The following is a 15699-nucleotide window of genomic DNA, read 5'->3' as shown; positions in this document are numbered from 1 at the left end:
GCAGGAAATGGCGACCAACAAGAAGAAAATCTTCGTCACGGAATCGATGTCACAGCAGGGGCGCGTGTTGCTCGACGCACGCGAGGATATCGAACTCGTCGAATTCCCCAACATGATTTCGCAACCGGATTTCCAGGCCAAGCTCAAGGAGCATGCGCCGGTCCATGGTGTCGCCCTCGGCGGCACCCGGTTCGGCGAATCGGAACTGGAAGCTTCCAGGGACATGTTGGTGGTGACCCGGATCGGCGTCGGCTTTGATGCCGTCGATGTGCCGGCGTTGAGCCGCCGCAAGGTGCCGCTGATGGTCGCCGGCACCGCGAATTCGCCCTCCGTTGCCGAGTGCGCATTGTTCATGATGCTGACATTGGCAAAGCGCGCGGTGGAAATGCACTCCATCGTCAGGGACAACAAATGGCCGAGCCGGCTCGGCATGCTGCCCTACGACCTCTATGACAAGACCGTCCTGATCGTTGGATTCGGCCGGATCGGCACCCGCACCGCCAAGCGCTGCCAGGCGATGGAAATGAACGTGCTGGTTTTCGATCCCTACAAGCCCGCGGCCGACATCAAGGCCGCCGGCTGCGAGCCTGTCACCGATCTCGACGCGGCGTTGCCGCGCGCCGACTTCGTCAGCCTGCATTGCCCGAAGACGCCGGAGACGGTCGGCATGATCAATGCCGCGCGCTTGAGGCGGATGAAGCCGACCGCCTATCTGATCAATACCGCACGCGGCGGCATCATCGACGAACCCGCGCTGCATGACGCGCTGGTGTCCGGCAAACTTGCCGGCGCCGGTCTCGACGTGTTCGAACAGGAGCCGCCACCCGCCGGCCATTCGCTGTTCGCGCTTCCGAACGTCATCTTCGCACCCCACGTCGCCGGTGTGACCAGGGAAGCCGTCGATCGCATGAGCGAACAGACCGCACGCAATATCCTGAGCGTTCTCGACGGCGATCCGTTGCGTCAGAACGTCATCAATCAGGACGTGCTCTGACCGATCCGGCATGATCAAACCGGGCGACGGCTGAACCATCGAGCGGCCGCCCGGGATGTTTTCATACCGGCCCTACCATAAGGAACCCTTATTCCGTATTGCGGGCTAACCGCACAGGTCCGCGCCCGGCATAGCCGGTTTTGCGTCTGAACGGACAAAACTCAGCCTCATTCGGAAGCGAGGAAAAGATACCGGGCGGCAACGGGGACACCGATTCCGCAGACGGAGTTCGATCCGGAGGCCGAATCGTGAGCCAAAACGACCCGACCGACAACGCCCTGGCGGCGATTGCCAGCATTCTCGATCAGCCGCCCGTGATCCCCCGCGAGCGGGAACGGCCTGCCGTTGAAGAGGTGCCGGCCACCCCTCCGCCGCTCGAACCTCCGCCACTCGAAGAATTTCAACCGATCGAAGCACTGCCATCGCTCGCGGTTCCTCCGCCGCTTGAGACCGCCGCGCCGATCGAGGCCGCCCCGCCGCCTGAGGTCTTTCTACCGTTCGAGGCCGATGGCTATTCCAAGGTCGGGCCCGGACCGATGGCCGCGATCCGTTTCAAATGGACGGTCCGCGAGGACGATGGCGACTATTACGTCGACGAGACCATTGGGGAGAATTCAACGCCCATTGTGAGCGGACCGATGAACAAGGATGCCGCGATCCAGCTGGTCGACGACCGCGAAGCCGATGCGCGGCGCCGGTTCGACCAACTGAAAAGCGAAATGACAGGACGCGCCGCCGTCGCCAATCTGGTGCGCAAAGACAGCGGCGAGGCGTAATCGGACGCGCTATCTCGGCGGCCCCAGGAAATCCTTCTTGGCGAGATCCACGCCGGCGTGGCGCAGGATGTCGTAAGTCGTGGTGACGTGGAAGAAGAACTGCGGCACGCTGAATGTCAGCAGCAACGACCGCCCGGTGAATTTGCGTGTCGCCCCGCTCCTGAATGTAAACACCACCTCCTTGTCTGCGGCGCCGTCGATCTCCGCGCGCGGCAGGCCCTGCACAAAGGCGATCGCTGCCGCGATACGCGATTGGAGTTCCGCAATATCAGGCTCGGCCTCTGGAAAAATATGCGGCTCGCGCCCGGCCAGCAGCGCGCACGCAACCACCGCGTGACGGTTGGCCTCCCCGACCTGGCGCGTCAGGTTGTACATGTTGGGATAGAGCCGCAAATTGAGCAGGATCGCCGGATCGATGTTTTTGGCCTTGGCATAGGCTGAGGCGTGGTCCAGCAAGACCGACAGATTGCCGAGATACGGCACGAAAACATCGACTGACGTTTCACAAAGCGAGATGGTCACGATTGGATTTCTCCGGCTGGTACGGCGCGGGCATCTGGTCTAAATCCTGCGCCAACACAATCAAGGTGTCATCGAATTCACCGGCGGAGAAGAACTGATGTTTCGAATGCTATTTGGTCTGGGCATGGCTGCCCTGTTGACTATTTCCGCCCATGCCCAGCAGCTGGCCCCTTCCCGCCTCGACGACATCATCAAGCGCGGCACGCTGCGGGTCGGCATGACCGGCGACTACCGGCCCTTCACCTATCTCGACAAGACGACCCAAAAATTCAACGGCTTCGACGTCGACATGGCGGAAGCGCTCGGCAAGGCGCTCGGCGTCAAGATCGAATTCGTCCACACCGCATGGCCGCAACTGATGAAGGATTTCGAGGCCGACAATTTCGACGTCGCGATGAGCGGCGTATCGATCACGCTCGACCGGCAGAAGAAGGGCCTGTTCTCCACGCCGATCATGCGTGAGGGCAAGACGCCGATCGCCCGCTGCGCCGACAAGGGCAAGTACGAAACCATTGCCGACATCGACAAGCCTGGCACGCGCGTGACCGTCAATCCCGGCGGCACCAACGAACGGTTTGCCCGCGCCAACGTCAAGAACGCGGAAGTGAAACTCCACAACGACAACGTCACGATCTTCGACGAGATCGCCAAGGGCAATGCCGACCTGATGATGACGGATTCGTCGGAGACGCTGTATCAGCAGAAACTGCATCCCGGCGTGCTGTGCGCGGTGCATCCCGAAAAGCCGTTCGACTTCGCCGAGAAGGCCTATTGGCTGCAGCGCGACGTCGCACTGAAAGCCTTCGTCGATCAGTGGCTGCACATTGCGAGAGAGGACGGCAGCTTCAGGAAAATCTACGCCGCCTGGTTCGATTGATCGGCCGGCAAAATATGCAATTTTCGCCGCAAATTGACCGTCTGTCGGGGGCAAATTAGGTTGCGCGGGCGACATTGAACCAAAGCCGCGAGTACACGACTTATCATTTGAAAGTGATCTGGATCACGTTTTGCGAGCTGCCATTGCGTAGCTTCGGGGGTTGGGATGCCCTGCTCAGGAGGTCATCATGAAGAAGCTTCTGGCGATCGCCGCGTTTTTGCTGGCGAGCAGTGCCGCGCAGGCGCAGTACACCTTCGATTACGGCGGCCGCACCATCCGGATCGATCCCGATCGCGGCACCGTTCAGATCCCAGGCGTCTACGACAATACGCCGAAGGCCAAACGCTCGCGCAACGAGGACGGTGATCGCGACCGTCCGCGCAAACAGTCGCCGCAACAGGCAAAGACTGACTCCAGGACGCAGCCCGACACGGTCGCTCCCGCCGTACCTGCTCCCGCCGCGCCTGTCCCCGCCGAGCAGGCCGCTGTGCCGCCGGCCCCTGCACCCGTCCCTGCAGCTCCCGCACCGGCCGCGACCGCGCCGGCTGAGCCTTCGACCGCCACTGTCGCCGTTGCCCCGGCGGCGGATCCGGTGACTGTGCCGGCCGCTCCACTGCCGCCCAGCGCACCCGCCCCGCAGGTCCAGCAAGAGCCGCCTCCCGCTCCGAAGCCTGCGCCTGCCGTCGCCGCGGTAACGCCGCCGCCCGCACCGCCGCCGGCGGCCCCACAGGCAGCGAACTCACCGCTTGGCGTCTGGCTGACGGAAGAGAAGGAAGGTAAGGTCCGGGTCGAACAATGCGGCCCCAATCTTTGCGGCTATTCCGTCGACAAGAAGTCGAACCGCAACGGCGAGCAGGTGCTGATCAACATGAAGCCCGGCAAGGACAACAAATGGAGCGGCCGGATTTTTGATCCGAATTCCGGCAGCACCTATGATTCAACGCTCGCGCTGAAAGGCGCCGACAGCCTGCGCGTTCAGGGCTGCGCCTTCGGCGGAATGTTCTGCGGTGGCCAGACCTGGACCCGTGTGAACTGACGCGCCAACGGCGCGCATTCAACTAAAGGCCCCGCCTGCACCGGCGGGGCTTTTTGTTTGCGGTTCTCGTCTCGCGTCGGACCGTCCGGTTCACGCTATCGGCGATGAACGGCAGGGCCCGAACACAAAATCGCGAAATCAACCCCATGCAAAGTAGAACGGGTATTGGCTCGCTTCATTCGGGAGACGCTACCCGACCTTTGCCGAATACTCGGTGTCCGTGACCTTCTCCATCCAGGTCGCGTAGCTGCCATCGAGCGCTTCCTGCATGGCGATGTGGGTCATGCCGTTGTTTGGCGAGGCGCCATGCCAGTGCTTCTCGCCGGGCGGGATCCACACGACATCGCCGGGCCGGATTTCCCGGACCGGTCCACCCGCGGCCTGCACGCGGCCGATCCCCGAAACCACGTAAAGCGTCTGCCCCAGCGGATGCGAGTGCCACGCCGTACGCGCGCCGGGTTCGAACGAGACGCGATTGCAAACCAGCCGCGCCGGCGCCTCGGTGGCGATGATCGGGTCCTGCCAGACCGTACCGGTGAAATAGTCGGGTGGAGCCTTGCGCGTCGGCCGCGAGCCGGAGACGTGGATATCCATGGCGTTACCTCGCTTTGTTGATGTTATTTCTTGCTCGCCGCGTAGCGGGCCTTGGTCTCGGCATTCATGGGATAGAGGCCGGGCAGCGCGGCGCCATTGTTCACTTCGTTGACGATCCAGGCTTCCATCCGCTCCTGCTCGGCGCCTTCGGCCAGAATGAGGTCGAGGAACGCTTGCGGGATCAGCACCGCGCCGTCCTGGTCGGCGACCACGACGTCGTTCGGAAATACCGCAACCCCGCCACAGCCGATCGGCTCGCCCCAGCCGACGAAGGTCAACCCGGCCACCGACGGTGGCGCCGCGTAACCATCGCACCAGACCGGCAGGCCGGTGCCGAGCACACCCTCGACGTCGCGCACGACGCCGTCGGTGATCAGCGCCGCGACCCCGCGCTTGACCATGCGCGCGCAAAGGATGTCGCCGAAGATACCGGCATCCTTGACGCCCATCGCGTCGACCACGGCAATGCAGCCCTGCGGCATCGCTTCGATCGCAGTCCGGGTGGAGATCGGCGACGACCATGACTCGGGGGTGGCGAGATCTTCGCGCGCGGGCACGAAGCGCAGCGTGAAGGCCGGCCCGACCAGCCGCGGCTGTCCCGGGCGCAACGGTTTGGTGCCGCGCATCCAGACGTTCCGCAGGCCCTTCTTCAGCAGGACTGTGGTGATGGTGGCAGTGGACACGCGGGACAGGGTCGCGATCGCTTCAGGGGTCAGGGACATCGGTAAGGCAACGCTCCAATGGGAGGGATCAAGAGGTAGCGCATCTTGCGGGGCGCAGGCATCGCGTCAAGGGCTCGTTCGAAGGAGTGCGATCACAACAGCTTATCAACGTCATGCAGATTAATTTATTGAACTTGCTCAATGATTTCGCACGAAGCGAATTCCACTGGCGCGCGAAACACGCTACAGCTTGATCTCAGCCAAAAGTCCCTGAGGCAGTCCCTAGCCAGTCCTGAGACAGATCCCGAGGCAGTACCGAGGCCATGGCCGCGACGCTACCCCCGCCCCGCCTTTTGCCCAGTGGCGACAGCGCCATCACGGTGGAATTTTCCCGCAACATCGATGATGCCGCCAACGGGCGGGTGCTGGCGCTCGACCGCGCGATGGCGGCCACGCCAGTCGAGGGCGTCACCGAGACCGTGCCGACCTATCGCTCGCTGCTGGTGCATTACGATCCCGTGCGAATTTCATTTGAAGCACTTGGCGAGCAGATTCTGGCGCTGGCGCAGCTGCCGGTACCGGCAACGACAAAGACCCGGCGCTGGCGCATCCCTGTCGTCTATGGCGGCGAGCAGGGCGTCGACCTCGAGGACGTCGCCAAAACGCTCAAGACGACGCCCGACGACATCGTGGCGCGGCACGTCGCCGGCGACTACCGCGTCGCCATGATCGGCTTCACGCCGGGCTGGTCCTATCTCTCTGGCTTGGCGGCCTCGATGCAGATGCCGCGGCGCCAAAATCCGCGGCTGCTGACGCCAGCCGGCACGGTCTCGATCGGCGGCGTGCAGACCGGCGTGCAATGCCTGGCCGGCCCCAGCGGCTGGCACCTGCTCGGACAGACCGCGGTTCGAACCTATCAGCTGCATCGCGATCCGACTTTCCTGCTGGAGCCCGGCGACGCCATTACGTTCGTGCCGGTCGACACCAAAACCTTTGCCGAGCAGGACCGCGCCGCAGCAGCGGGAGAGATCGTGGCAGAGTTGATGACCTCATGAGCAAGCTCGTCATCACCTCGATCGGCCCGGCAAGTTCGGTACAGGACGGCGGCCGCCCCGGCTCCCAGCGCTATGGCCTGGTGCCGAGCGGCGCGATGGACCGGCTGGCGCTGGCGGCAGCCAACACGCTGGTCGGCAACGAGCCGTTTGCGGCGGCGGTCGAGATCGGCCCGTTTGGTGCGGTCTTCACCGCGCGCGGCGGCGGGGTCCGCATCGCGCTGTCAGGTGCGTCACGCAATGGCGATATCGCCGGGCGCCCGGTTGCGGTCGATACGTCGGCGACGCTGGCCGACGGCGAGACGTTGACGCTTGGCTTTGCCCGCAGCGGTTCGTTCAGCTACCTCGCCATCGAGGGCGGCATCGCCGGCGAACCTGACTTCGGCAGCCTCTCCGTCAACGCCCGCGCCGGGCTCGGCAGTCCCTACCCGCGCCCGCTGCAGAGCGGCGACGAATTGCAGACGACACCGGCCAGCGGCGCACCGGAACGCCGGATCGAACTGCCGGCCACGGCGGAGGCGCCGATCCGCGTGGTCTGGGGACCGCAGGACGACGAATTCGCAGATGATGCCAAACAACTGTTTATCCACAGCGAGTGGAAGATATCGGCGACCAGCGACCGCATGGGTTACCGGCTCGAAGGCCCCGTCATCAAGCATCTGCACGGCCACAACATCGTTTCCGACGGCACCGTGAACGGCAGCCTGCAGGTTCCCGGCAACGGCCAGCCGATCGTGCTGATGCCGGATCGCGGCACCAGCGGCGGTTATCCCAAGATCGCTACGGTGATTTCCGCCGACTTCGGCCGGTTTGCGCAGACGCCGGCCGGGCGCGCCTTTCGCTTCAAGGCCGTCAGCATGGCGGAAGCCCAGGCCGCAGCGCGCCAGTTCGCTGATTTGTTGCGTTCCCTGCCCGACCGGCTGCGGCCAATCGAAAGCTTTGATCTCAACATCGACGCGCTGCAAGATGCCAACGTCGCCGGCTACGCCGTCAGCGCCGTCGATGCGGCCACCTGGCAGGTCGCGTCGCCTGCGGATGTATCGGGACCGGACTAATTCAAGATCCACTCATCAAAAGCGGACGATCATCATGACAACCATCGACCTCAACTGCGATCTCGGCGAAGGGTTTGGCGCGTGGGAAATGGGCAATGACGCCGCGATGATCGAGCTTGCAACGTCGGTCAACGTCGCCTGCGGTTTCCATGCCGGCGATCCTGATATCATGCGCCGCACGGTCGAGCTGGCGAAGGCGCGCGGCGTCAGCGTCGGCGCTCACCCCGGCTACCGCGACCTGCACGGTTTTGGCCGGCGGCCGATGCCCGGCCTGAAATCATCCGAGATCGAGAACCTGATCGCCTACCAGATCGGCGCGTTGCAGGCGATTGCGACCGCGGCCGGCCACAAGGTCACCCACGTCAAGGCGCATGGCGCGATCTCCAATGTCGCGTGCGAGGACGACATGACCGCACGGGCGATCGCCAACGGCATCAAGGCGGTCGATCCCAATTTGATCTTCGTGGTGCTCGCCAATTCGAAGCTGGTGACCGCGGGCGAAGCCGCCAACCTGCCGATGGTGCACGAAGTGTTCGCCGACCGCGCCTATGAAGACGACGGCCAGCTGGTATCGCGCAAGAAGCCGGGCGCGGTGCTGCATGATCCCAAGATGATCGCCGATCGCGTCGTCCGAATGGTGCAGGACGGCGCCGTGGTCTCGGTATCAGGCAAGGTGATCAAGATGCGCACCGATACCGTCTGCATACACGGCGATACGCCGGGAGCGGTCGAGATCGGACGCGGCGTGCGTCAGGCGTTGAAGGAAGCCGGGATCGCGGTCGCACCGTTCAAGACAGCGAACTGACGTTTCAGTATCCGATCGCGGCGCCGTCGCTGCGCGGGTCCGAACCGCCGCTCAAGGTCCCGTCGTGCGATGAGATGGTGATGCCATGGGCGTGGCCGGCCATCTCTTCCCACGGGGCCCAGCGATGGACGGTGTGGCCCCGTTGTTCCAGCGCACGGATCGTGTCCGCGGGAAAGCGGTTTTCCATGTGCAGGGTATCGCGGGCTTCCCCGAGCGCGAAGCGGCCGGACAGGAACCGCGGCAATTCGATTGCCTCCTGGATGTCGAGCCCGTGATCGATCATCGCCGAATAGAGTTGCAGCTGGATTTGCGGCTGGCCATCGGCGCCCATGCAGCCCAGCACGCTGCAGAGCTTGCCGTCGCGCTTGGCCATCGACGCGATCAGCGTATGCAGCGGGATTTTTCGGGGTTCGAGGCGATTGGGATGATTTGGATCGAGCGAAAAGTACGCGCCGCGGTTCTGCAGCACGACGCCGGTGCTGCCCGCCACCACGCATGACCCGAACCCGCCATAGAGGCTCTGAATGAGCGAGGCCGCGTTGCCGTCGCGATCGACCGCGGCGATGTAGACGGTATCGCCGGCCAGGCTGCCGAATGACGGCACCTCATCCCATTTCAGCGCGCGCGCCGGATTGATCAACTGGCCGCGTTTGCGGGCATAGTCTTTGGAAATCAGCGTCTCGACGGGCACCTCGGCAAAGGCGGGATCGGCGAGCACGAGATCGCGATCGTGATAGGCGATCTGCTTGGCCTGCACCATCAGGTGCAGGCGGTCGGGTCCGAGCAGGTCCATGCGGTGCGGTTCGAGCGGCTCGAGCAGATTGAGCATCTCGATCACGGTGAAGCCCTGCGTCGGCGGTGGCGTGTTGAAAATGGTGACGTCGCGGTAGCGGCCAGTCAGCGGCATACCCCAGGTCGCCCTTTGCGCCTCGAAATCTCCGGGCTGAAAGAAACCGCCTTGCGCTTGCGAGAACCGCACCATTTCAGCGGCGACGGGCCCCTCGTAAAAGCCGGACCATCCATGATCCCCGATCGCTTCAAGCGTCCTTGCCAGATTGGGATTGGTGAGCCTTGTGCCTGGGGACGGCACCGCACCACCGGGAAAGAAAATCCCGGCGGTTTCGCGTTGCTGAACGAGGTCGTCGCGTATCATCTCGATGAAGCTGGCCAGCCGCCCGGTGACCGGAAAGCCTTCACGAGCGTAGCCGACCGCGGCTTCGAGCACGCGCCGAAGCGAAAGCCTGCCATGAACCTCATGCGCCGCGACCCAGCTCGCAACCGCGCCCGGCACCGTCAGCGTCGCCGCGACGATCCCGCGCAGCGGGATTTCTTTCAGCCCTCTCCCCACCATGGACGCCAGCGACGCCCCCGCTGCCGCCTTGCCGCCGCCGTTGAGGTATTTGATCTCTCCGCTGCGGCCGTCATGCACGAGCCAGAACGCATCGCCGCCCAGCCCTGTCATGTGCGGATAGACCACCGCCAGCACGGCGCTGGCGGCAATCGCGGCATCGATGGCGGATCCACCGGCGCGAAGCACATCGACGCCGGCCGAGGACGCCAGCGAATGCGGCGACGTCACCATGCCGCGAGGCGCGAGCGAAACCGGCCGGCCGGTGCTGATATCCAAATGCGTCTCCGGTTCTGGCGGGCCGCCGGCGATGTCAGCCTAGCCGCGGCTTCGCCGGATCATGTAATTGTCGTAGGTGGCTTCACAGACCTGATGCCACTGATATTGCTCGTTGCGGAACGCCGTCATGGAGTCGTTCAGGGCCTTGAACCTGGCGTTCTTGGCCGCGACCTCGGCGAACAGCTCATTGGTCTCCTTGAAGCAGGCGTCGAGGATGTCGGTCGAGAACGGCCGGAGCTGCGCGCCGGCCGCGACCAGGCGTTTGATCGCCTGGGCGTTGCGGGTATCGTATTTGGCGGTCAGGTCGGCCGCGACTTGCGCGGCCGCGATCGTCATCATGTCCTGATAGACTTTTGGAAGCTCCGCCCACTTCGCCGTGTTGATGTAGAGAAAGCCGTTGGCGCAGCCTTCCCACCAGCCGGGATAATAGTAGTAGGGCGCGACCTTCAGGAAGCCGAGCTTCTCGTCGTCATAGGGACCGATCCATTCGGCAGCGTCGATCGTACCTTTTTCGAGTGCGGGATAAATATCCCCGGGCGGAATCTGCTGCGGCACGACGCCGATGCGGGCCAGCACCTGTCCGGCCACGCCGCCGACCCGGAATTTCAGGCCCTTCAGATCATCGAGCGTCTTGATCTCCTTGCGGAACCAGCCGCCCATCTGCGCGGTCGTGTTTCCGAACGGCAGGCCGTAGATGCCGTAAGGCTTGTAAAGTTCATTCATCAGTTCGAGCCCGCCGCCATACGCGAGCCAGGCATTCATTTGCCGCGTGTTGAGCCCGAACGGCACGGCAGTTCCGAACGCGAACGCCGGATCCTTGCCGATGTAATAGTATGACGCGCTGTTCCCCATCTCCACGGTATTGTTGGCGACCGCGTCGAACACTTGAAAGGCCGGCACGATTTCGCCCGGGCCATACACGCTGATCTGGAATTTCTGCTCCGACAGATCGGCCATGGCCTTGCTGAACATCTCGCACGCGCCATAGAGCGTATCGAGGGATTTTGGGAACGACGTCGTCAGCCGCCAGCGCAGCGTCGGAGTGGACTGCGCGATCGCGGGCGCGCTGACAGCCGTTGCGGCGGCGGCAAGACCGACGCCCTTGAGAAGCTTCCTGCGGTTCATGGCCCATCTCCTGTTTGGATCGGATGCGAAACCAGTCGCGTGTCAGCCACAGCACGCCCCCTTCTCCCTGACGTCGCGGCTTGCGTCGTTGCGGTCAGGCGGCAAATCCATCGCCGGATTCTCGGCGAAGAAACCGTTCGGCTTCAGCGCGAAGCCGACATATTCGACCGGCATGACCGGGAAATCCTCGGGCCGGCAGACATGGGTGGCGCCAAACGTGTGCCAGACCACGATGTCCTCGTTTTCGATTCCCCGGTTCTGCGCCACGTATTTCGGCAAACCGTCACCGCCGGCATGCTGGTTCGGGAATTCGCCGCTGGCATAGCGCTCGTCGGGCGCATAGCGCGTGACCCAGAGGTGCTTGGTGGCAAAACCGCCGCGCGCGGTCATGTAACAGTTTTCCTGGGCCAGCATGACAGGCGCGGCATGCGCCAGCAGCTTGTATCCGGTCGGCCCGCCGACGCTGTTGGTTTGGTTGGGATTGATGATCTTCCAGTAGCGCCCGGTGCGGCCGTCGGCCTCGCGGGCCGCATCCTGTTCGCACGCGAGCGTTCGCGCTGTCGTATCGAACACGTTTCCGTACGGATTATCTTTGCCAAAGGGCCGTGGCTTGAATTCGTGCTCGGTGACGCTGTTGCGCTCGCCATCGACCATCATGTGCAGGCGCGCGTTGAAGAAGTGCTGGTGCGTCGGACCGCCGAGCCCCTCCGCGACCATGCCGCCCCAGGGATAGGCCTGGCCGGGCGCTACCGCCGCGGTCTGGATAATACCGGTCAGCTTGACTTCAAGCTGGATCGAGCCGTCCTGATAGAAATACCAGTAGAAGCCGTAGTCATAATTGCCCACGGTCGTGAAGAACGAGATCACGAGACGGCGGGAGCGCCGCACCTCAAACGTTTCGTTGCGGAATTCATAGTGCTTCCAGAGGATGCCATAATCCTCCTCGTGCAGGCAGATCGCGTTCTTCATGACAGACGGCTTGCCGTAATCGTCGGCGACCGGCACGTCGAAATAGTGAATATGCCCAAGGCAATCGCAGCCGAGCTCCAGCGCATTGGCGAGCTTGCCCAGACCGTACTCGCCGGCGTCGAATGCGCACTTCCAGAAATGGTTAGCGGTCGGGTCGGCATAAGGCACGATCATGTCGCTGACACTGGCCCGATAGATGATCGGTCGCTCGCGTCCGCTGTCGTTGAAACCGATCTGATGCAGCACGAGGCCTTCGCGCGCGGTCCAGCCGACGCGGAACGACCAGTTCTGCCAGGAAACCTTCCAACCCTCGACGGAGAAACCGGGACCGTCTTTCTGCACGATGTCGAGCGGCTTGACGTCGTCGCGCATTTTCGGGATCGACGCGCGATCATAGTTGCGAGACCGCTTCGGGATCGGAACGATTTCCGGCTCGTCCACGAGCTGGACGACCTTGTCCTCGATCAGATCGACCAGCGCGACCACGCCCTCAATCGGATGGGCATAGCCATTGTCCTTGATATCGCGGCGCCAAAAGGAAACCCCACTGACAAGCCTGCGGCCCTTCTCGACGTCCCGGTCGAAATAACCGGCCGAGAACGGATCGACCTGGACCAGCTCGATGTCTTCGTCCGTCAACCCGCGACGCTTCATCGCGTGTCGCCACCCGGCATCACGCTTGACGATATCGCCGACCTTGAACACCTCCTCGATCGTGACCGGGGGCTGGCCATAAGGATGCGCCTTGGTCGGGTGCTCGCGCCATGCCGTCACCTGCCGTGACCCGAGATCGACGGTCGCGATATGGGTCGCCCCGGTCTTGCAGTCGAACAGCGTGACCGCCGCCTGCCTCGGCAAATTGGTGCCTGATGTCCAACCCAGGATGTCGGCCTTGGCCGGTTCCTCAAGCTGGACGTGGGAGAAGCGGGTATCCGAACCAAGTTGCTTGGCGGCCCGCAGCAGATCGGAGGCCAGCACCACCTCAGCCTCGCTGAGCGGATCGAGGGGATGCGTGACGGCCGTACCGGCCGGTTGTCTCGTCAGGTCCATATTCACACCTTGCAACATTGGACCGCACGTTAGGGTAACCAGGGTGCACCGTCTTGAATGAACCTGCCAGCTTTTCGACCTTGCCAGCCGGACCGAATTCGGGCGACGGTGAGTCATCACCGTGTGGAACCGCACCCGCAATGCCGATCAGCGTCTCGACAGACCAAATCCACCCCGCCGAACGCCAGGCGTTCTGGACCGAGTCGATCTGCCGGTCATTCGCCCATATCGAGACGAGGCCGATCGGTCCGACGCGGGTCAGCGGTCACTTCGAGTTCGTGGAACTCGGCAGCGTCAAGCTCGTGCGTTTCGACAGCAGCCCGCAATGCTACAGCCGCGACGCAAGGCTCGTGAGCAAGGCGGGCTCGGACGAATTCATGTTCGATTTTCAACGTCGCGGGCGAAGCTCGATGGCGCAGGCCGGTAACGAAGGCACGATCGAGCCGGGATATGGCGTACTCTATGACGCGCGGCGCCCGTTCGAGGATCGGCTCGATGGACCCGAACAGCGTTCCGAAGTGCTGATCGCAACGGTGCCCGCCGCGACACTGCTCCGGATGTTTCCGCAAGCCGAGCTTCTATGCGCAAGACCCGTTCCGTTGTCCGGCGCCATCGCGCGCTCGATCGCGGCGTTCATTCGCGCGGCCATCCAGCTGTCGGATGCGCGGCCGGGCCAGGCCGAAACCGATATCGTCGCTTATCTGTCGACCCTGCTTCGTCTCGCAACGGGTGACGACCACGAGCTTACCCGCACCGAGCTGTTCGGCCTGATCGACACCTATCTGAGGGCGAACATTGCGGCGATCCGGCCGGCCCCGGCGATTGCAACTGCGTTCGGCGTTTCGGAGCGGACCTTGCATCGCGTCTTTGCCGACCAGCAGACGACGTTTGAACGCCACGTGCTCCAGCTTCGTGTCGATCACTTTCGAGACCTGCTGCTGCAACCTGCCCTGTCGCAAACTTCAATTGCGGTGCTCGCCATGCAATGCGGTTTCGCCGACGGCGCGCACGCGACCCGGACATTCAAGAGTTTCTTTGGCGCCACGCCGCGGGATTTCCGCGGCGCGATGTCAGCCCAAACTCAGATCGGATAATGCTGCGGACCGGTCTCGATGGTGATCCAGCGCAGTTCGGTGAATTCGGCAATGCCTGCCTTGCCGCCGAAACGCCCATAGCCGGACGCCTTGGTACCCCCGAACGGCATTTGCGCTTCATCGTGCACGGTCGGCCCGTTGACATGACAAATGCCCGACTCGATCCTTTTGGCGACGTCCATCGCGCGGGCGATATCGCGGCCGAACACTGCCGCTGACAATCCATACTCGGTGTCGTTCGCGACCCGTACGGCCTCATCGACGTTATTTACACGCACGATACTGACCACCGGACCGAACGATTCTTCGCCATAGATCCGCATGACCGAGGTGACGTGATCGAGCACGGTGGCCGACATCAACGTCCCCTCCGACCGGCCGCCGGCCACGACACGCGCGCCCTTGCTCACCGCGTCCTTGATGAGACCCTGGATGCGATCGACGGCATCAGCGCCGATCAGCGACCCCAGCGGCGTGCCGCCCTTGCGCGGATCGCCCGCCACCAGCGAGTCGGCCTTGGTCGCCAGCTTGGCGACGAAGGCGTCGGCGACCTTGTTGTCGAGCACGATCCGTTCCGTCGACATGCAGATCTGTCCCTGGTTCATGAACGCGCCGAAAGCGGCAGCAGCGACCGCGGCATCGATATCCGCATCATCGAGCACGATCAGCGGCGCCTTGCCGCCGAGCTCGAGCAGTGCCGGCTTGAGATATTTTGCCGCCGTCTGGGCGATGATGCGGCCGACGCGGGTTGAGCCGGTGAAGTTGATGCGGCGCACGGCGGGATGTGCAATCAGGGCCTCGATCAGATCAGGTGCATCTTCAGGTGCGTTGGTGATGACGTTGACCACGCCGGGCGGCAAACCGGCATCGCGCAGGCATTCGGCGATCAGGCGGTGGGTGCCCGGACAGATTTCGGAGGCCTTCAGGATAACCGTGTTGCCGCACGCGAGCGGCAGCGCCACGGCGCGGACGCCGAGGATCACGGGGGCGTTCCAGGGCGCGATGCTGAGCACGACGCCGGCCGGCTGCCGGACCGCCATCGCGATACAGCCCGGCTTGTCCGACGGGATCACCTCGCCCGAAATCTGGGTCGTCATGGCGGCGGCTTCGCGCAGCATCCCGGCTGCAAGCATCACATTGAACCCGGCCCAGCCGGCGGTAGCACCCGTTTCAGTCGCCATCAGTTCGATGAACTGCGCCGTCTTGGCTTCGAGCGCGTCGGCCGCCTTGAGCAAAATCTTTCGGCGCAGACCCGGCCCGGTCGCCGACCACGCCGGAAACGCCGCCGCAGCTGCATCGGCCGCGCGTTTGGCATCGGATATCTGCGCGGCAGAAGCGCGAGTAGCAACTTCACCCGTGATGGGGTTGAGGCGATCGAACGTGACGCCGTCAACCGCCTGGACGTCCTGGTTTTCGAGCAGCAGACTGATCTGGTTCATGGCGTGATCCTCCGTGTTTTCA

Annotated in this window: 15 protein-coding genes; 8 read left to right on the top strand and 7 right to left on the bottom strand. The window is 63.6% G+C overall.

Annotation, left to right across the window (positions count from 1 at the left end; translation table 11 throughout):
• Positions 1–7 precede the first annotated feature (7 nt).
• Complete coding sequence (locus JQ597_RS12530) at positions 8–994, top strand: hydroxyacid dehydrogenase (protein ID WP_212264491.1); 987 nt, start codon at positions 8–10, stop codon at positions 992–994.
• A gap of 248 nt (positions 995–1242) precedes the next feature.
• Positions 1243–1770 carry a hypothetical protein gene (locus tag JQ597_RS12525; protein ID WP_212264489.1) on the top strand — a complete coding sequence of 176 codons (528 nt, stop codon included), beginning with the start codon at positions 1243–1245 and terminating at the stop codon, positions 1768–1770.
• 9 nt (positions 1771–1779) lie between these two features.
• Here JQ597_RS12525 and JQ597_RS12520 read toward each other — a convergent pair whose 3' ends face one another.
• Positions 1780–2292, bottom strand: a complete 513-nt coding sequence (locus JQ597_RS12520; RefSeq protein ID WP_212264487.1) for a DUF1993 domain-containing protein — start codon at positions 2290–2292, stop codon at positions 1780–1782.
• 97 nt (positions 2293–2389) lie between these two features.
• On the opposite strand from JQ597_RS12520, the gene JQ597_RS12515 reads away from it, so the two are divergent.
• Entirely contained in the window at positions 2390–3169 is a 780-nt protein-coding gene (locus tag JQ597_RS12515; RefSeq protein WP_212264486.1) for a transporter substrate-binding domain-containing protein, read from the top strand.
• A gap of 187 nt (positions 3170–3356) precedes the next feature.
• Positions 3357–4205, top strand: a complete 849-nt coding sequence (locus JQ597_RS12510) for a DUF2147 domain-containing protein (RefSeq protein ID WP_212264484.1) — start codon at positions 3357–3359, stop codon at positions 4203–4205.
• Between the two features lie 189 nt (positions 4206–4394).
• Here JQ597_RS12510 and JQ597_RS12505 read toward each other — a convergent pair whose 3' ends face one another.
• Both JQ597_RS12505 and JQ597_RS12500 read right to left on the bottom strand, forming a co-directional pair.
• Positions 4395–4799 (bottom strand): (R)-mandelonitrile lyase, encoded by a 405-nt coding sequence (locus JQ597_RS12505; RefSeq protein ID WP_212264482.1) that lies wholly within the window; start codon positions 4797–4799, stop codon positions 4395–4397.
• Positions 4800–4822: 23 nt separating this feature from the next.
• The gene (locus JQ597_RS12500) at positions 4823–5521 is read right to left on the bottom strand and encodes a ribonuclease activity regulator RraA (RefSeq protein WP_211996833.1); all 699 of its coding nucleotides are present in this window, start codon (positions 5519–5521) and stop codon (positions 4823–4825) included.
• A gap of 263 nt (positions 5522–5784) precedes the next feature.
• On the opposite strand from JQ597_RS12500, the gene pxpB reads away from it, so the two are divergent.
• The 3 genes from pxpB to JQ597_RS12485 are packed head-to-tail and all read left to right on the top strand — an operon-like array spanning position 5785 to position 8373.
• Entirely contained in the window at positions 5785–6516 is a 732-nt protein-coding gene (gene pxpB / locus JQ597_RS12495; protein ID WP_212264481.1) for a 5-oxoprolinase subunit PxpB, read from the top strand.
• Positions 6513–7568 (top strand): 5-oxoprolinase subunit C family protein, encoded by a 1056-nt coding sequence (locus tag JQ597_RS12490; protein WP_212264479.1) that lies wholly within the window; start codon positions 6513–6515, stop codon positions 7566–7568. The genes pxpB and JQ597_RS12490 overlap by 4 nt, the downstream gene beginning before the upstream one ends.
• A gap of 34 nt (positions 7569–7602) precedes the next feature.
• The gene (locus JQ597_RS12485; RefSeq protein WP_212264477.1) at positions 7603–8373 is read left to right on the top strand and encodes a LamB/YcsF family protein; all 771 of its coding nucleotides are present in this window, start codon (positions 7603–7605) and stop codon (positions 8371–8373) included.
• Positions 8374–8377: 4 nt separating this feature from the next.
• On the opposite strand, the gene ggt is transcribed toward JQ597_RS12485, so the two are convergent.
• The 3 genes from ggt to JQ597_RS12470 are packed head-to-tail and all read right to left on the bottom strand — an operon-like array spanning position 8378 to position 13144.
• Positions 8378–10000, bottom strand: coding sequence for a gamma-glutamyltransferase (gene ggt / locus JQ597_RS12480; RefSeq protein WP_212264476.1), 1623 nt, complete (start codon positions 9998–10000; stop codon positions 8378–8380).
• A 39-nt stretch (positions 10001–10039) separates the two neighbouring features.
• Positions 10040–11125: a TRAP transporter substrate-binding protein gene (locus JQ597_RS12475; protein ID WP_212264474.1), complete on the bottom strand. Its 1086-nt coding sequence runs from the start codon at positions 11123–11125 to the stop codon at positions 10040–10042.
• Between the two features lie 42 nt (positions 11126–11167).
• Positions 11168–13144: a primary-amine oxidase gene (locus JQ597_RS12470; protein ID WP_212264472.1), complete on the bottom strand. Its 1977-nt coding sequence runs from the start codon at positions 13142–13144 to the stop codon at positions 11168–11170.
• A 140-nt stretch (positions 13145–13284) separates the two neighbouring features.
• Here JQ597_RS12470 and JQ597_RS12465 point away from each other — a divergent pair, with 140 nt between their 5' ends.
• Positions 13285–14238, top strand: a complete 954-nt coding sequence (locus JQ597_RS12465) for a helix-turn-helix domain-containing protein (RefSeq protein WP_212264471.1) — start codon at positions 13285–13287, stop codon at positions 14236–14238.
• Here JQ597_RS12465 and JQ597_RS12460 read toward each other — a convergent pair.
• Entirely contained in the window at positions 14226–15677 is a 1452-nt protein-coding gene (locus JQ597_RS12460) for an aldehyde dehydrogenase (protein WP_212264469.1), read from the bottom strand. The genes JQ597_RS12465 and JQ597_RS12460 overlap by 13 nt on opposite strands.
• Positions 15678–15699: the final 22 nt, after the last annotated feature.

Origin of the sequence: Bradyrhizobium sp. AUGA SZCCT0177, assembly GCF_018130125.1 — a bacterium.
Taxonomy (GTDB): domain Bacteria; phylum Pseudomonadota; class Alphaproteobacteria; order Rhizobiales; family Xanthobacteraceae; genus Bradyrhizobium.
This window is presented reverse-complemented; position numbering and strand designations above follow the sequence as displayed.

Excerpts from the sequence above, each read along its gene's own strand:
- JQ597_RS12530 (WP_212264491.1), top strand. The coding sequence starts at position 8 with ATGGCGACCAACAAGAAGAAAATCTTCGTCACGGAATCGATGTCACAG.
- JQ597_RS12515 (WP_212264486.1), top strand. The coding sequence starts at position 2,390 with ATGTTTCGAATGCTATTTGGTCTGGGCATGGCTGCCCTGTTGACTATT.
- JQ597_RS12510 (WP_212264484.1), top strand. The coding sequence starts at position 3,357 with ATGAAGAAGCTTCTGGCGATCGCCGCGTTTTTGCTGGCGAGCAGTGCC.
- JQ597_RS12505 (WP_212264482.1), bottom strand. The coding sequence starts at position 4,799 with ATGGATATCCACGTCTCCGGCTCGCGGCCGACGCGCAAGGCTCCACCC.
- JQ597_RS12500 (WP_211996833.1), bottom strand. The coding sequence starts at position 5,521 with ATGTCCCTGACCCCTGAAGCGATCGCGACCCTGTCCCGCGTGTCCACT.
- pxpB (WP_212264481.1), top strand. The coding sequence starts at position 5,785 with ATGGCCGCGACGCTACCCCCGCCCCGCCTTTTGCCCAGTGGCGACAGC.
- JQ597_RS12490 (WP_212264479.1), top strand. The coding sequence starts at position 6,513 with ATGAGCAAGCTCGTCATCACCTCGATCGGCCCGGCAAGTTCGGTACAG.
- JQ597_RS12485 (WP_212264477.1), top strand. The coding sequence starts at position 7,603 with ATGACAACCATCGACCTCAACTGCGATCTCGGCGAAGGGTTTGGCGCG.
- JQ597_RS12475 (WP_212264474.1), bottom strand. The coding sequence starts at position 11,125 with ATGAACCGCAGGAAGCTTCTCAAGGGCGTCGGTCTTGCCGCCGCCGCA.
- JQ597_RS12470 (WP_212264472.1), bottom strand. The coding sequence starts at position 13,144 with ATGGACCTGACGAGACAACCGGCCGGTACGGCCGTCACGCATCCCCTC.
- JQ597_RS12465 (WP_212264471.1), top strand. The coding sequence starts at position 13,285 with ATGCCGATCAGCGTCTCGACAGACCAAATCCACCCCGCCGAACGCCAG.
- JQ597_RS12460 (WP_212264469.1), bottom strand. The coding sequence starts at position 15,677 with ATGAACCAGATCAGTCTGCTGCTCGAAAACCAGGACGTCCAGGCGGTT.